The sequence below is a fragment of the Paracidovorax sp. genome (assembly GCF_057642795.1).
On record NZ_JBXYZY010000015.1, the window covers coordinates 18,833 to 33,603 of the forward strand.

17 protein-coding genes are annotated in these 14,771 nt (G+C 60.6%); 1 reads left to right on the forward strand and 16 read right to left on the reverse strand.

The genetic code is table 11. From position 1 onward, the window contains the following. Nucleotides 1-192: 192 nt before the first annotated feature. From AC3A84_RS06135 to AC3A84_RS06160, 6 genes are all read right to left on the reverse strand, one after another. Entirely contained in the window at nt 193-1,473 is a 1,281-nt protein-coding gene (locus tag AC3A84_RS06135) for a hypothetical protein (RefSeq protein ID WP_487968740.1), read from the reverse strand. Nucleotides 1,474-1,647: 174 nt separating this feature from the next. After that, nucleotides 1,648-2,205, reverse strand: a complete 558-nt coding sequence (locus tag AC3A84_RS06140) for a hypothetical protein (protein ID WP_487968741.1) — start codon at nt 2,203-2,205, stop codon at nt 1,648-1,650. A gap of 57 nt (nt 2,206-2,262) precedes the next feature. Then, complete coding sequence (locus tag AC3A84_RS06145; RefSeq protein WP_487968742.1) at nt 2,263-2,589, reverse strand: type I restriction endonuclease subunit M; 327 nt, start codon at nt 2,587-2,589, stop codon at nt 2,263-2,265. 87 nt (nt 2,590-2,676) lie between these two features. After that, the gene (locus AC3A84_RS06150) at nt 2,677-3,171 is read right to left on the reverse strand and encodes a siphovirus Gp157 family protein (RefSeq protein WP_487968743.1); all 495 of its coding nucleotides are present in this window, start codon (nt 3,169-3,171) and stop codon (nt 2,677-2,679) included. A gap of 21 nt (nt 3,172-3,192) precedes the next feature. After that, nucleotides 3,193-4,326, reverse strand: a complete 1,134-nt coding sequence (locus tag AC3A84_RS06155) for a hypothetical protein (protein ID WP_487968744.1) — start codon at nt 4,324-4,326, stop codon at nt 3,193-3,195. A gap of 1 nt (nt 4,327) precedes the next feature. Next, nucleotides 4,328-4,654 (reverse strand): type I restriction endonuclease subunit M, encoded by a 327-nt coding sequence (locus AC3A84_RS06160; protein ID WP_487968745.1) that lies wholly within the window; start codon nt 4,652-4,654, stop codon nt 4,328-4,330. 507 nt (nt 4,655-5,161) lie between these two features. Between AC3A84_RS06160 and AC3A84_RS06165 the strand changes: the two genes are divergently transcribed. Then, nucleotides 5,162-5,434, forward strand: a complete 273-nt coding sequence (locus AC3A84_RS06165; protein ID WP_487968746.1) for an H-NS histone family protein — start codon at nt 5,162-5,164, stop codon at nt 5,432-5,434. A gap of 466 nt (nt 5,435-5,900) precedes the next feature. On the opposite strand, the gene AC3A84_RS06170 is transcribed toward AC3A84_RS06165, so the two are convergent. The 10 genes from AC3A84_RS06170 to yfdX2 form a co-directional block, all read right to left on the reverse strand. After that, nucleotides 5,901-6,125, reverse strand: coding sequence for a LysR substrate-binding domain-containing protein (locus tag AC3A84_RS06170; protein WP_043741450.1), 225 nt, complete (start codon nt 6,123-6,125; stop codon nt 5,901-5,903). Nucleotides 6,126-6,273: 148 nt separating this feature from the next. After that, nucleotides 6,274-6,963, reverse strand: coding sequence for a LysR family transcriptional regulator (locus tag AC3A84_RS06175; RefSeq protein ID WP_487968747.1), 690 nt, complete (start codon nt 6,961-6,963; stop codon nt 6,274-6,276). A 232-nt stretch (nt 6,964-7,195) separates the two neighbouring features. Next, the gene (locus AC3A84_RS06180; protein ID WP_487968748.1) at nt 7,196-8,347 is read right to left on the reverse strand and encodes a S1C family serine protease; all 1,152 of its coding nucleotides are present in this window, start codon (nt 8,345-8,347) and stop codon (nt 7,196-7,198) included. 23 nt (nt 8,348-8,370) lie between these two features. Then, entirely contained in the window at nt 8,371-9,336 is a 966-nt protein-coding gene (locus AC3A84_RS06185; protein ID WP_487968749.1) for a zinc metalloprotease HtpX, read from the reverse strand. Further along, on the reverse strand, nt 9,317-9,811 hold the full coding sequence (psiE-GI, locus tag AC3A84_RS06190) for a heat resistance protein PsiE-GI (RefSeq protein ID WP_382259474.1): 495 nt from the start codon (nt 9,809-9,811) through the stop codon (nt 9,317-9,319). Before psiE-GI ends, AC3A84_RS06185 begins: the two co-directional genes overlap by 20 nt. Then, nucleotides 9,808-11,523 (reverse strand): heat resistance system K+/H+ antiporter KefB-GI, encoded by a 1,716-nt coding sequence (gene kefB-GI / locus AC3A84_RS06195; protein ID WP_487968750.1) that lies wholly within the window; start codon nt 11,521-11,523, stop codon nt 9,808-9,810. Before kefB-GI ends, psiE-GI begins: the two co-directional genes overlap by 4 nt. A 3-nt stretch (nt 11,524-11,526) precedes the next feature. Beyond that, complete coding sequence (gene trx-GI, locus AC3A84_RS06200; protein ID WP_176087790.1) at nt 11,527-11,967, reverse strand: heat resistance system thioredoxin Trx-GI; 441 nt, start codon at nt 11,965-11,967, stop codon at nt 11,527-11,529. Beyond that, the gene (locus tag AC3A84_RS06205; RefSeq protein ID WP_487968751.1) at nt 11,957-13,102 is read right to left on the reverse strand and encodes a hypothetical protein; all 1,146 of its coding nucleotides are present in this window, start codon (nt 13,100-13,102) and stop codon (nt 11,957-11,959) included. The genes trx-GI and AC3A84_RS06205 overlap by 11 nt, the downstream gene beginning before the upstream one ends. Before the next feature lie 79 nt (nt 13,103-13,181). Further along, nucleotides 13,182-13,793, reverse strand: coding sequence for a heat resistance membrane protein HdeD-GI (gene hdeD-GI, locus AC3A84_RS06210; protein WP_016451631.1), 612 nt, complete (start codon nt 13,791-13,793; stop codon nt 13,182-13,184). Nucleotides 13,794-13,882: 89 nt separating this feature from the next. Beyond that, nucleotides 13,883-14,770 carry a heat resistance protein YfdX2 gene (gene yfdX2 / locus AC3A84_RS06215; protein WP_131660562.1) on the reverse strand — a complete coding sequence of 296 codons (888 nt, stop codon included), beginning with the start codon at nt 14,768-14,770 and terminating at the stop codon, nt 13,883-13,885. Nucleotide 14,771 lies beyond the last annotated feature (1 nt).

Below are 14,771 nucleotides of genomic sequence, written 5' to 3' on the forward strand. Positions count from 1 at the left end.
GGAGAGCGGCTTTGGCAATCAGTCAGCCAAATCAAGCAGCATTTCCTCCGCGATGACGCTGGTTAGTGCCAGCACCGAGTCGATGCTGACTTTGCTGCTGCTGTCGAAGCTCAAGTGGAGGCCCGCTTTTTCAGGTTTTGACTCAGAAAGTGGCCCCCCACCAGCCTGAAGAAGTTCTAGCGCCCCCCGGCCCTAGAATTTTTTTTCATTGCTGGCTTCACTTGTGACATCAACCCCCACCAGCCCGGTATCAAGCGCCAGTGCAGCCCCCTGCGGCTTTCCCGCCAGTGCCACCATGCCGCACATCAGCAGCCAATGCTCGGTCGCCTTGAGCGCCGTCTCCAGCGCCCAGCGCTTCACGTCAGCCACTGGCATATCTTTGGGCACCCATACTGCTTCATCCCAGTGCCATGTCGCCAACCATGTGGCTTGGTGACCGCCATTTGCACTGGCATACCGCAACTGAGGTGACCGGTGCCCCGCCGCCTCAAACCGCTCGGCAATGGCCATTTGGTGCATCGCCGACAGCCGCCCCTCGCCCTGAATCTCCAGCCACAGCCCCAAGCCTTGCGCCCAGCTCCGTTGGCGCAGTCGCAGCGCTGTGACCACGGGCGCATGGGCCTGCAGTTCCCTCGCTTGCGGCTCCAGCACCACGCCCGCCTCGGAATAGCGCAATGCCAACGCTGGTGATAATTCAACACGCCATTCGTCGCTGCTGGCGGCGGTGCTTGTTTCTTGGGCCACATGCACCTGCAACGCCTCGGCCACACACTGCCACCACAGCACTCGCAGGCCCGACGCATCGTCAACGCCCATCGCTGCCCGTTCCCAATGGGCCACTTGCCGGGCCAGCACCCTTTGCGGCACACCCATCGCCTCTGCCGCATCCCGAAACGCCAACATGGCAGGCCCCTCACTGACCGAATGCCCCAGCGCCCTGCGGGCAAACCGCAAGACCCAGGCATGATCAGTGCGCCCTGACTTGGCCTGCCACAGCAGCACCACCGCCCCCGCGCCCAGCGTTTCGAGCGATTCACGCAAAGCTTCTTCAAACCCCACCGTGTCCATCCACGCATGCCACTGCCCCAGCTCGGTAACGTCATACGCCGCCATGAACCACACCAGCAAGTGCAGCGCCCGCACATGCTCCTGGGCTTCCACCCCCCATAGCAAGCGCGCCACTTCGGCATCGCCTTCGTCACTTTGCGGGTACTGCTCCAGCAAGGCTTGCAGATCCCGCCAGGACACCAAGCCCAGGCGGTGGCGGGCGTGCTTGCAGAAATATTGCACCATTGCCATTCGCAGTGGCTCAGCGGGCGGTGTGTGCAGCGCCATATCCATCAACTCCAGCAGCAGTAACGCCGTACTATCACTGGCGTCGTGGGGGGATGCCTGCTCAGGCGAGGGTGGTAACGCCAGCAGCGCGGTGAGTAGCCGCTCCAGCGGCGGGGGCATCAAGGAATCGTTGGGCATAACAAAGCACCTCCAAAAAAGCAAAACAACGTACAAAAGAACTCCCGCCCAGCCGCTCGCCCATGCGGCGGCTGCACCTGGTACCAAGCCCGGCGACTGCAAACGGAAGTTCAGGAAGAAAAGAAAGAGAAAAAGTGGGCGAGCGAAGCGGAAAGACGAGCCGTGTCGAACGGCCTACTCGTCCTCGTTCACTGGCGCCACAGGCGACAGCACCAACACCGCGTCGATGTTCACGCGCTCGCTGAACGTCGCTACAGCGCGCCGTGGCTGCTTGGTCGCCCAGCCGGTCAGCATGGCATTCCAGGGCACCAGCGGTGTCGGTGCCATGGCAGGGTCAAGCACTAACAAATCGACAGGGTTACCTGCCTCGCAGCGCACACCCACGGCCAGCACCCAGTGCATGTATCGCTCGGTAGAGAAGCACACCAAACACAGCTTGCCTTCGGCCAGGGCATCCAAGGTGCGTTCCGCCACGCGCGAGCGCAATTCCTTGCAGTGCACTTGCTCGGCGTAGGGGGCCAGTTGCTGCTGCAGCTCTTGGACCTCGCAGCCATCGAAGTAGTACCGCTGCGCCACTTTGCGCAGGGCTTGCAGGCGCGCGTCGCGGGTGTCCCAAATCAACGCATTGCGCCGCACTTGGCCAAACACCATCAACGCCATCAAAACGCAGTGGTAGCCGCAGGTGGCATCCACCTCCCCCTGGCGCACATGCAGCCGCTGGTTGCCAACCATGGGGCCATGCATGCCAGCACTGATTCGGGGGTGGCAATGGTAGGAATGCAGCATTGCTCAGTATTCCTCCGGCAGCAGCAACGTGGTCGAGCGCCGGTCTGCCTCGGTGATGATCCACAGCCGGTGGTTCGGAGGGATGTCGTAGGCCGACAGCAAACGGCTGCCGTAAGTGAGCGCTGCAGCATTCGCTTGCTTGTCCTCTGTGCACAGGTCACCCCAATCCCCGGCAACGTGGCGCAGGATAAACGGCAGCGGTGCCAACTGCAGTGCTTCGAGCATGTCGAGTGCACCGGGGGTAATTAGCACGGCGCCCAAAGTGAACAAAGGGGCGGTTTGTTTTTTGTCTTGCGCCAATGCGGCGGCCTGACCAGGCGATGAGGTCATGGGAAAGCTCCTGAGAAGAAAGGGAAAAAAGGAAGGAAAACGAAGCGCGCAGAAGCTCAACTTCATTGACGCCTAGATCTGACAGGCTTACTTGATCACCAGGCGTTTGTCGCGCTCCAAGTGCGCACCGGGGACCTCTTCACCATCGAGCAGCCGCTTGCGGATTTCATCCTTGCGGATCGTGACGATGGTTTCCTTGACTTTGAACGCCTTCGGGATAGCGTCCTCGTCGTCGATCACGGTCCTGGGCGGGTTTTCGCGGGTGCGAATGACGAATTCGGGGCTGTCGATTTCGGTGATGCCGGTTCGCAGCAGTTGCACCAGCAGGTATTGCCGCAGCCAGTCGATGCGTTTTTCGAGCGACTTGCGGCGCTGGCTCATACGCTGCTCGGCATCCTTGATCATGGCGGCTTCGCCTTCGCTTTGCTGGATCAGCGCAGCCACGTTCCAGGCCTTTTCTTCCAGGTCGCCCGATGCGCCTTCCAGCGTGTCAGCTATGACTTCCTCGGGCAGATCGTGGTCGGCCAGCAGTTGGGCGATAGCCAGGTATTCGTCGGCCAACTTGTAGAGCGGTGTGTTCATGGAATACTCCTTCCCTCGGTGTCAGTTGTGATGGCCTGCCGAACTGGCAGCCGCTTCGGCATCTGCCCACTGACCCAGCTTCTTGTGCAAGGTGGTCAGCATGGGGAGCGGAAGTTGTTCAAGCCGTGACACTTGCCCTTTCGTGGCTTGGTACAACCAGTTCAAGACGCGCTGCTCCGCAAAGCCGTGGTCGGCGATGGCCTCGCGCAGGTCCTGAAGCTGTTCGACACCGATCAACTCGTTGGTGGTCGCCAAAGGCTGTCGGGGCAGTGCTTTCGCTGGTGGCCGAGAGGGTGTAGTTGGTGCGGTTACTGCTACGTCCGAGTCCCCCGCCAGAGGACGGTCTTCAAGGTCTTGCGTGAACACCTCGCTCAACCCTGCCAAACGCAACGTTGCGTCAATGTGCGCCGACTTGGCGACCATCTTGAGTGTCTTGTTGAGGTCACCGTAGTCCTGGCTGATATGCCGAGCGCCCGCGCCTTGCGCCACCACGTGGCCATGTGCGTCACGCAATTCGCAGCGCAGCATGATGGTGCGGATGTCGGCTTGCGCCAGAAAGGCGTCTTCGTAGGCAGGCAGCGTCGGGTAATGCACCGTCATGCCCAACATGCCGGTGATCTTCTCGGCACCGGCTTTGAAGAGTGCCGGCTTGCTCCAGTGTCCTGGGTCTTTGCATTCATGAACCCTCCCCATGCGAACCAGCTGGCAGCGGTCTTTGCCTGCGATGTGAATGCGACCGAAGTCCACCCCATCCACCAGAGCCGTACGCAGCCATTCCATCAACAAGGCGCGGTTGCGTTTGCGGCGATCCAGCCCAGCACTGAAGAACTCGGTGGGCAGGTCCAGTGGGGAAACACTGATGGCAGTGCTGGTTGCTGTGTCGTGAAGCGGCCCCAGTTCGGTACTGCTGGGCTGTGTCGAGGGTGTCACTGTGGCTGGCAAGGCAGGCTGCTCCGTCTTAGGTGAACCGGCCATGGCAAATGCCCCCGGTTCGTGATGCTCGTCGTCGAAAACATCATCAGGTGACTCAGCAGGCTCCGACGGCTCAACGACGACTGGCGAGCGGCGAACGACGCGGCGCTTGGTGCGCTCGCTGGTTTGAATGGCAGCAGCCTCTTGTTGTTGGCGCTGCAGGGTTTGAGCGAAAGCGGTCATGTCAATACTCCTCTGGCAGCAGGAACGTGGTGGCACTGCGGTCGGCTTCGGTGATGAGCCAGATGCGGTGTTCTCCTTGAAGGCGGTAGCTGGACACAATTCGAGTGCCATGAACCAGTGCGGCATCGTTGGCTTGGCGGTCCTCGACATCCAGCTCGCCCCAATCTCCGATGACGTGTCGAACCAGATATTCAAGGGGTGAGGTGTTCAACGCCTCGAACAACGCCATGGCACCCGGTGTGGCGACGACCTTCCCAAGGGAGAACAAGGGGCGTTTGAGTTGTGTTTGTTTCGGCCATGCGGCGGCCTGACCAGGCGAGGAGGTCATGGGAAAACTCCTGAGAAGAAAGGAAAGCGAGAAGGGAAAGGGAAAAAGAACGCAGCGCAGCTATGCGCTCGTCACCACCGACACCACGCCCTGGCGCGATCTGCCACCACACAAGCCATCCCCGCCGCGATGACACGGCCACGGCGGTGCCACGCGCGCTGTCATGGCGACAGCCGCGCGCACGCTACCGAGGGTTACGGCGCGAGGGAAATCAAGCTGGGGGATGGGGAGAACGCGACCTGGGAATACAGGCGGGGAGAAAGCTGATATTGATATATGAACCGGTGGCACATCAAATATCGAGCAATATCATTATATCACAAAGCAAAATCAGCAATATATCAGCGAAATATCACTCGATATTCAAACCTTGGCAAGAAAGCCATTCAAAACAGAATATCCAAAAGCAGAATTTGATGGCGAACACTATTTGAATAGGGCAAGAGGCGCTAAAAGACCAAGTGTTTAGCGCTATCCTCATAGGCTTTACCGGAAAAACAAAACCTCATGAGCACCTACCAAGAACTACTGGCTCAAAAGGCTGCACTGGATCAACAAATTGCCGTGGCGCACAAGGCGCAAGCGAAGCAAGCGCTGGAGACGGTCCATGAGTTGATAGCCGAGTTTGGCTTTACTGCGCAGCAGGTCTTTCCTTGGAAGCCTACGGTCAAAAGCGTTGCAGCTAAATACCGTGACCCACTGACAGGAGCGAGTTGGAGCGGCAGAGGAAGAGCGCCAAAATGGATCGAAGGGAAGAATCGGGCAGAGTTTTTAGTTTGACTCGCTTGTTGCTGCCAATGCTTGGCAGTGATCGCCCATCTCATCGACGGTCGCTGGTAATGTGGCCGCTTCAGGCTGCGTGCAGCCGGTCCCGTTCTGCAGCGGGAATGACGGCGGTCGCCGATACCGGACAGCGCGAGCTTGGGAAGTCACGCTACGAACTGTGGTCTTGTACTGCTGACATATGACGCGATATGCGCTCGTGATGCAGCGCAGCATCGAGCGTCTCAACGTCGTTGGGCCGATTTCCTTCGTGGTCCCTAATGATGATCGACTGTGTGGAGCGGGTGAAGGGAACATCATCGTGTTCCCAACTCGTTGATTGATAATGAGTTTTCCGCACTCGGCGAACCGAGATGGACATAATTATGGACTGAAAAACCACGCTTGGTCAACGCGCGCTCCGAGCAAGTCCAGTGCGAGCCATGGACAGCCAGCAGTAGCCAATGTACCCGAGCGCTCAACGTCACGAGGCCGGTTCATCTCCCTTTGGCAGGAACTCCTCGCGGGCGCGCTGCAGAAACCGCTTCATGGGCTCAGAGGGTTCGGCGCTGCGGCGCAGCAGGTAGGTGGACAGCATGGGCGGCGTGCCGGCCAAGGGGCGAACGGTTATGTCGGGGCGGTTCAGGGTCTGCACCTGCGAGGCAATGGCGAAACCTAGGCCATAACCGGCACCGACCAGAGTCAGCATCACGCCTAGCAGGCTGCTGAAATACTGCTGTAGAACTCGCAAAATGACGACTTTGAGGGTACCTCACCCCTTACCGGGTTCGAAATAATCGCTGGTAGGCCGTTTTACGCGGTCGATGTTTTTGGCTACCGATGGGCAAACCAGTATTTCAGCAGCCTGCTAGGCTCGTCACCTGATCTACCAGCTTGAGCGGCTTGGACGCACCTTGAAGCACCGCCTGGATCTGGTGGTGGCAGCCCGATCCCGCGTCCGGATGGCACAGTACCAACGGAAACTTCAAGGCTTCATCCAATGGCACTTCCGCGTGCGCCAACAAGGGGTGGCGCACGGGCACGATCACCGACAGAGGATCGGTCCACACGGGCTCGGCGACAAGGCCTTCGCTCACCGCGTCCGACAGCGCAAAGCCGATGTCCAGCAGATCGTTGTGCAGGCCCTTGAGCTGCTGCGCGAAAGGCAGCTCGAAGACGCGAATCTCCAGTTCGGGCTCTTCCTCGCGGCTGCGCGCCAGCAAGGTGGCAATGTGGGGCTGCGCCAAGCTGTCACAGATGGCGATGCGCAGATAACCCTGATAGCCCTGCGCCGCCGCCTTTGCGGCACTCACCGCCTGCTCCACGGTGGCCAGCACACGCCGGCACTCACCGAGGAACACTTGACCGGCCCAGGTCAGTCGCGTCTGGTGCGCGCTGCGGTCGAACAACTGCACGCCGAGCGTGGCTTCGAGATTGCGCATTGCGCGCGACACAGGCGATTGTTCTACGCCAAGGCGCTCGGCCGCTCGCGCGAAATGCAGTTCTTCCGCGACCGCAACGAAATAGCGCAGTAGTCTGAGTTCCAATGCGGCCTCCTGTTTGCCTCGTTCCTGGCCTGCGTCCACCTCATGCGGATTGCGCCTCGCTTTCTCCTTCGATGATTGGCAAGAGGTTCCGGCGTTGCATGCTTGCCTATTCGGATAGGCAGATCGCATCCGAAAATTACGGAGGTTGAGGCGGAACGCCCCCTGGCCGAAGACCCGAGAACCTCAATCGCCGCGACGCTGCACTACCGCCTGATCCACAGGTTCAGTTCAATCAATTCCCGGGTTGCAGCTCCACACGCACCTCGCGCGATTTGCCGGCCCGTTCCACTGACAAGACCACCACATCGCCGACCTTCCTGTCGTCTAGCTGCGCGAGCAGCTTGGCCACATCATCCGTCGCCTTGCCATCAACATCGATGATGCGGTCGCCCGGCACGATGCCTTGCGGCGTGACTTCGACACCCGCGAGGCCGGCCTTGTGCGCTGCCGAACCAGGGGTAACACGCAGCACGAACACGCCCTTGCTTCCGGTCAGTGCAAGCAGGCGCTGATTGAGCTGTTCGTCCACCTCAATGCCCAGCGCCGGACGGATGTACTTACCGGTCTTGATGAGTTGCGGGACTACGCGCATGACGGTGTCCACCGGCACGGCGAAACCAATCCCGGCCGAGGCGCCGGAGGGGCTATAGATCGCCGTGTTGATGCCGATGAGCCTTCCTGCCGAATCGAGCAGCGGCCCACCGGAGTTGCCAGGGTTGATGGCGGCGTCGGTCTGGATCAGGTGATCGATGGCCGGGCCGCCCGCTTCTCCGGGTAACGAGCGGTCGAGCGCGGAGACGACACCAGTGGTGAGCGTCCAGTCCAGGCCGAAGGGGTTGCCGATAGCGAACACCTTCTGACCCACCTTGAGGTCGGCGCTGGTGCCGACCGGCACGGCCGGCGGGCGCTTGAAACCGACGCCAATCTTGAGTACAGCGATGTCGTGCGCTGGGCTTGCCCCCACCAGCGCGGCCTGGTAGTCGCGGCCGTCGGCCAGTTTGACGGTGGCTTCGGACGCGCCCTGGATGACGTGGAAGTTGGTGACGACGTGGCCGGCGTCGTCCCAGATGAAACCCGAGCCTGTACCGCGCGGCACGGAGAACACGTTGCGCGTCCAGACATCGCGTACCAATTGCGCGGTGGTGATGTAGACCACCGAGGCGCGCGATTTTTCGAACAATTCGATGGTGGCTTTCTCGTCCGCCGCCAGGTCGCCGCGCGCCGTCACAGTGCGTTCTGCCGCCTCGCGCGGACTGAACCAGGCCTCGATGGCGGGCAGAAACTGCCACAGCAGCATGAGCGCGGCAATGCAGGCGGTGATGAAGAGCCAGCGACGGATAAAGTGGTCCTGTGGCGGGCGCGCGTACGGGTCGGGGTAGGCCATGACAAGTCTCCTGTTGAGGGCAATCAGCGCCACAGTCCACTCGGGCGCCAGCGCGGGGGGCGAAGCGTCACAGCGGATTCCGGCAAGAAATGGATCTCGTGAGACGGCAACGCTGATGCTGGCCTGGGCGCCAACGTCAGCAGGCGTGAGATGCGCTCTTGCGTTGCCGGATGCGTGCGCAACCAGGAGGGCTCGGGATTGCCCCATCCCGGCGACAGCCAGGCACGCCAGGAGCGGCTGACCCGCTCGATTTTCGCCAGCGCAGACGCAAGCCCCTGCGGGTCGCCAGTCAGTTCCGGCGCGAGGCGGTCAGCGTCGAACTCACGCACGCGAGACAAGCCGAGCTGTGCGAGCAGGGCCAGCTGGGGCGTTGCGGCCAATAACAATAGACCGGGCCAATAGACCTCCGCCGCGCCAACCAGCAGCTCGGGCAGGCTCAGAAGGATCGCAATCTGTCCCATAAGGGCCAGCAGGCTCGTGAGGCGACTGACGGAATCCGCCAGCCCCATGACACGCAGATCCTCATTAGCGATGTGCGCAACCTCGTGCGCGAGCACACCCGCCAGTTCGCGCGAACTCAGGTTGCGCAGCAGGCCATCGGTGAGGGCGATCGATGCATGCTGCTTCGAGCCGGTGGCGAAGGCGTTGATGACGGCACTGGGCACGTAGTGCGGCACCGGCGTGGCGGGCAAACCGGCACGGGCGGACAGCTCGCGCAACAGAGCCCAAATTTCCGGGGCTTCGTGCGGGCGCAAAGCCCGTGCGCGGCACAGGCGCAAGGTCAAGGCGGATGCGGCTGCCGGTTCCAGTAACAACGTGCCTGCAACTGCAAACAGCGCGAGCCACAGGCCGCTTTCCCCGAACAGCAGGCTTCCTGCGGTGGCTGCGATCCCGACCAGGGTCAGGCTCAACAGCCCGGTCTGCAGGCGGTTGAGCCAGCGATGTTGCAACCACGCAGCGCGCAGGTCACTAGGATGATGACGATTCATGCCCAGATTTCTCGGCGACGCGGTCGTCGCGATCGCGCAGCAGCCAGTAAGTGGTACCAAGCGCCAGTGTGGCGCCTGCCAGCGCGGCGATTTTGGCGGGACTCGTGTCGGGGTCGAGGACCACGAACTTGCGTGCCAGCGCGATCAGGCCGATGAGGATCACGGTCTTGACCTGGATGATGCTGTCCCGACGCAGCGCCACGCGCACGATGGAATGCTTGAACTCCATAGCAATCAAAAGCGTCATGATCATGCCGAACACGCTCTGGAATACCTTGTGATCCAGGGGATTGAAGGCATCGAGAACCAGCAGCGTGAAGACGATGGAGATGAGCTGGAACAGCGACACCACGATGATGACGGCAATCACCGCCGACAGCACGAGCGCGACGACCTGCTCGAAACGCTCGTAAAAACTCATGATGGCCCACTGGTCACGCAAGACCTGAAATGGGTTAAGGCGTGTTGATTTCATGACGATGAACTCCCTGGAAAACGGCTGCTGTCGAGACGGCGGCGCATTGCGCTGATGTGTCCTTCAATCAGCTCGGTCGACATGCCAAGCGTCGACATCACCTGTTCCGCCAGCCCAATAGCTGCGGCAAAGGATTGCTGGTACACGCGCACGTTGGGCATGGCGCGAAAAGCATCGACCGCGGTCGTACTTCTGCACGACACCCACAAGGTCAGCGCCGGACGGCGCTCGGCAATCGCTTGGGCGATGCGCAACGCTTGCTGGGCATGGGCGAACGTCAGCACCACCATGTGCGCATGCGTCACGCCGGCAGCCAGCAAGGTATCGGGCCGACTGGCATCGCCATGGAACACCGGCGCGCCGGCGGCACGCGCGGCCTCGACCTTCTGCGCGTCCGCCTCCAGCAGCAGATGCGCCACGCCGGCGTGGCGAAGAATCTCGCTGACTGTCAGGCCAAGCTCGCCCGCGCCGCAAACGATGACATGGTCTCGATATCGCGCCGTCTGCGCGGCGATCTCGACTTCTTCAGCCTGGGGTGGCTGAATGACGCCGCCGGTGCGGCTCAAGAACCGGGCAAGTACATCGTGATGGCGGATCAGTAGCGGTGCCAAGGCCATGCTGAGCACCAGCGCAACCAGCATGGGTTGTACGACGGTCGCGGGAATCAGATGCTGCTGCAAGACCATGCCCAACAACAGCAGGGCGAACTCGCCGCCATGCCCCAACGCTATGCCCGTGCGCCAGGCATCGAGGGCGGACAGGCGCGTCGCCCGCAAGGCCAGGGTGTTGAGCCCGATCTTGACCGGTACCAGCACTGCCAGCCACGCCAACACCGTCAGCGGTGCCGAAAGAATCTGTGCTCCGTCCAGCTGCAGGCCGACAGTCACGAAGAACACCCCCGACAACACATCGCGAAACGGTTTGAGGTGGTTTTCCATGTGGTGCCGGACGTCGCTCTCGCCCAGCACCATGCCGGCCAAAAACGCACCCAGGGCGGCGGATACGCCGACCGCGTGTGCAGCAGCGGCGGCAGCCACCACCACGCACAAGGAAACCAGCACGAAGGATTCTTCGTGGCCCTGCCGCGCCACCCAGCCCAGCAGGCCATGCAACAGACGACGGGAGGCGAGGGCCGCTGCCGCGAACAACATCAGCACGCCCAACACTTCGAGCAGCACGCTCTCGATCTTCGGCGACTCGCCGCGCGCCCAGATCGCCAGCAGGGCCAGCAGGGGCACGCTGGCCAGGTCCTGAAAGACCAGCACGCCGATGGCGCTGCGGCCGTGGCGGGTGGTGAGCTCGCCTTGGTCGGCCAACTGCCGGCTGACCAGCGCCGTGGAAGACATGGCCGCCGCAGCGCCGAGCAGTGCAGCGCTCTGGGCTGGCTGACCCAACCCGATCAGCACCAGGGTCAGTGGCGCAGCCACAACGACCATCTGCAAACTGCCAGCCACCAGTACGGTCTTGCGAGTGAGCCAAAAGTGCCCGAGGGAGAATTCCAGCCCAACCATGAACAGCAGCAGGGCCACGCCCAGCTCGGACAGAAAATCAAGCGCTTCTCCCGGCGCGATCACACCGCTGACCGTGGGGCCCAGCAAGGCGCCGACGGCGAGGTAACCCAGCAAGGCGGGTACTCTGAACGCCGCCGTCGCCACCGCCGCCAGGCTGCACGCCGCCAGCAGGATCAGGGTAGTGCCGAGCAAATCCTGCATCGGTCAGCGTCCCACATGTGCAGATGCCCAGCGCACGATGTCCTGCGCGCCCATGGCGCCTGCCTGGCGTGCGATCTCACGTCCGCCCTGGAACAGGGCGAGCGTCGGAATGCTGCGGATACCGAACTGCGCGGCCAGGTGGGGCTCAGCCTCGGTATTGACCTTGGCCAGCCGGATCCTGGGTTCGAGCTGGCGCGCCGCTTGCTGGAACTGCGGGGCCATCATCTTGCACGGCCCGCACCAAGGTGCCCAGAAATCGACCAACAGTGGCAGGTCGCTGCGCTCCACGTGGCGCGAGAACGTCGCCGTGGTCAACTCGATGGGTTCGCCCGTGAACAAGGGCTGCTGGCAGCGGCCGCAGTTGGGATGTTCCGATAGCTTCGCAGTCGGTACGCGGTTAATGGACTGGCAATGCGGACAGACGAGGTGAAGATCATTCTTCATGGTTCGCCTCCTTGGACCAGAGTGAGGCTGCCGCGCTTCGGGTCACAGACAATGCCGACCAATCAACGCCTTGGAGCCAATCGTTCCCGTCTTTGCTTACTCCGGCCTCTTCCAAATGAGCAGCGATAAACGCTTCGGCCTGCATGAGCCACCTTTGGACAGTATCTTCCTTACTAGGAATCAGCAGGATTTCAGAGACGCTGCTGGCATCCAGCCCGTCCACACGGATAAGCAGAAAAATGCGCCGCCACAAACGCGGCATGTCCTTCAGCAGGTCGAATGCAAAAGCGAACTCGCTCGACCAATCAACTAGCTCCTCCTGTTCCGCGATCGTTGCGGCATCGGGATGCTGACTGTCAGCGATGATATCGGCCAGCCTGAGTGTGTCATCGGGCTGATAAAATTCGAAGACTTCCTCTTCCACCATGGCCTCGGCGACGTCCTGGGCATCCGCTTCGACCGGCGCGTCCAGAGAAACGAATTCGCCAAATTGCCGGCTGTTTGCCACTTCGTGATCCAGGACGGCGAACAGATGCTTCAGAAGACCGAAGTAAGCCGCTTTTTCTTCCGGCACGGATTGCCATTCCACCTCAGCTTGGACAATCGCTTCATCCACCACGTCGCGCAGCGTCGGATAATCGCGCGGTACATCGCCGACGGCCCGCAGATAAGCCAGCTCACGCCTTGCGACAGCCTCAAGTTTCGACAGTAGAGGCATTCGGATCGCCTCGGCCTCATGGGCGGCTGATGCGGGTTTTGCGGCAATCCGCACCTTGAGCTCGCGCAAGCGCTCGCGTCGTGCTTTGCGCTTGATTTGATCCTGAGCATGCAGCCGGTCAAAATGCTTCTTGGCCTGACGGAACAACGACTGTGCGAGCATCTGCGCGAGGGGCGTCAGCTCGTCATGTGATGCAGTAACGCTGACAATCTTTTTGCCGGGCAGGTGCATATAGCCACTGGCCAGAAATTGCCGCTTGGTCTTGTCGCGATCAAGGACGATTTGAAGTCGCACTGAATCTTTAGTGTGTTTGTCGAGCAATGGCTTGAGGGCGTGCTCGATCACATTTCCCAAAGCTCTCTGCCATGGTTCATGAAACTCTTTGTCGATAGCTCGATAGCTATATTGCATCTGCATGCATGACTCCTTTGATGTCATTTCTATGGAGGCACGAACCGAAAATGCTCATATCCATAGAATTTAGTTTGACCCGATCTTATCCTTGGCGCGTTTTGCGAAGACGCCAACTCAAGAACAAAAGCGTGACACCATAGACTGCCGCATAGAAGCCCAACAGCCAGCCTGCGGCCAGGAATGACTCGACCGGACGGGAAAAAAATATCCACAAGACGATAGCGCCAAGGACAATCGAGAGCAGTCCACTGAAGGCAAGCCAAATTTCACCCTTGATTTCTTGACGCAGCCGAACGGCGGCGGATATCTCCAGCACACCGGTGAAAATCGCCCAGAAGCCCACGCTAGCCCATAAAAAAGAAGCCAAGACTATCGTGGCGACCCAAGGAGCAACCAGGACGACGACGCCGGTAAGTATGCCGACAATGCCGCTGAACAGCAGCCAGCCCCAGCGCTCTTTTTTCTGGATATGGCGCACCGCTGCAACCAAGTTGAAAGCGCCATTGACCAAGGAAAATGCGCCGAACATGATGGTCATGGCCAACAGAGCCGATTGTGGCATCCAGAACGCAAGGGCTGCAAAAATCAATGCCAAGACACCGCGCAGCACAAAAAGCCACCAATTTTGGCTCAGCGAACACAGTGCTTTGGTGGGGTCATCCGCATTGGAATTGGCGATGGTGTCTGTGTTCATGCAATATCTCCTAAAGATCTATACAAAATAAAAAATCAAACACTCATGGGACAAGAGAGGGGGCGCTATGCGCCCCCTCTCCAGGGATTTCAGAACAACTTGGACAGCTTTGCCTTGATTTCATCGAGCCAGCCTTTTCCGCCGCCTCCCCCAGCCGTCTTTTGCTTGACTTTCTTGAGTTCAGCATACAGGGGCTCAAAGTCCTTCTTCTTTCCATAGCCCAGCAGTTCTGCCATTTCCAACTGCTGCCGCGCTTCGTTCAATAATGTCTCCAGGCGCTCATTGGACGCTTCGCTCCGCTGACCATCTTCTACCAAGGTCTCGGCGCGCTTCAGGAGCAGCCTGGCGCGCAGGGCGGGCAGCGGATGCACGCTGCGCGTCTCGACCAGCGTGCTGAGCGCTGCCTGCAGCGCGGCTTTGGCTTCTTCAATCTTGCCCTGATCGATCAGCGGCACGACTGACTTCACGGCTGCGGGATAGGACGCCAGAGGGATGTTGGTGACCGCGATCACGATTTCACTGGCCAGCAAAGCCAGCACGTGACGTGCCTGTTGCACCTCGCCATGTTTGAGGGCATCCAGCGCCTCGTCGGTCATCGCCTCAATGGTTTCCGTGTTGGCGAACAAGTCGTGCACGATGGTGCGCACATCAACGGGGGCTAGGGCGAGCGTGGGTTCGCGCGCGACGATCAGCTCCAGCTTTCCCGTCACTTCGGCCAGCGTTGCCAATGCTCGTGCAGCGTCCTTGCCGTCAAGTGCGGCCAGCGCTGATTTGGTCAGCGCCAAGGCCGAAACGGCCTCATCGAGGACTTGTTTACGTTTGTCTGCCGCCTGCGAGTCCGTTTCCTTCTGAACCTCAGGATGTACCTCCGTGACGACTTCAGGCTTGGCCTCTGGACTGACAGGAAGGCTGCTTACCGCGGCCTGTTCGTTTATTTCTTTGTTCGTCGCATTGGGATTCGATGTTTGCTCATTCATG

Coding starts and splice junctions, on each gene's coding strand:
- AC3A84_RS06135 (WP_487968740.1), bottom strand. CDS start 1,473: ATGCCCAACGATTCCTTGATGCCCCCGCCGCTGGAGCGGCTACTCACC.
- AC3A84_RS06140 (WP_487968741.1), bottom strand. CDS start 2,205: ATGGTTGGCAACCAGCGGCTGCATGTGCGCCAGGGGGAGGTGGATGCC.
- AC3A84_RS06145 (WP_487968742.1), bottom strand. CDS start 2,589: ATGACCTCATCGCCTGGTCAGGCCGCCGCATTGGCGCAAGACAAAAAA.
- AC3A84_RS06150 (WP_487968743.1), bottom strand. CDS start 3,171: ATGAACACACCGCTCTACAAGTTGGCCGACGAATACCTGGCTATCGCC.
- AC3A84_RS06155 (WP_487968744.1), bottom strand. CDS start 4,326: ATGACCGCTTTCGCTCAAACCCTGCAGCGCCAACAACAAGAGGCTGCT.
- AC3A84_RS06160 (WP_487968745.1), bottom strand. CDS start 4,654: ATGACCTCCTCGCCTGGTCAGGCCGCCGCATGGCCGAAACAAACACAA.
- AC3A84_RS06165 (WP_487968746.1), top strand. CDS start 5,162: ATGAGCACCTACCAAGAACTACTGGCTCAAAAGGCTGCACTGGATCAA.
- AC3A84_RS06170 (WP_043741450.1), bottom strand. CDS start 6,125: ATGCTGACTCTGGTCGGTGCCGGTTATGGCCTAGGTTTCGCCATTGCC.
- AC3A84_RS06180 (WP_487968748.1), bottom strand. CDS start 8,347: ATGGCCTACCCCGACCCGTACGCGCGCCCGCCACAGGACCACTTTATC.
- AC3A84_RS06185 (WP_487968749.1), bottom strand. CDS start 9,336: ATGAATCGTCATCATCCTAGTGACCTGCGCGCTGCGTGGTTGCAACAT.
- psiE-GI (WP_382259474.1), bottom strand. CDS start 9,811: ATGAAATCAACACGCCTTAACCCATTTCAGGTCTTGCGTGACCAGTGG.
- kefB-GI (WP_487968750.1), bottom strand. CDS start 11,523: ATGCAGGATTTGCTCGGCACTACCCTGATCCTGCTGGCGGCGTGCAGC.
- trx-GI (WP_176087790.1), bottom strand. CDS start 11,967: ATGAAGAATGATCTTCACCTCGTCTGTCCGCATTGCCAGTCCATTAAC.
- AC3A84_RS06205 (WP_487968751.1), bottom strand. CDS start 13,102: ATGCAGATGCAATATAGCTATCGAGCTATCGACAAAGAGTTTCATGAA.
- hdeD-GI (WP_016451631.1), bottom strand. CDS start 13,793: ATGAACACAGACACCATCGCCAATTCCAATGCGGATGACCCCACCAAA.
- yfdX2 (WP_131660562.1), bottom strand. CDS start 14,770: ATGAATGAGCAAACATCGAATCCCAATGCGACGAACAAAGAAATAAAC.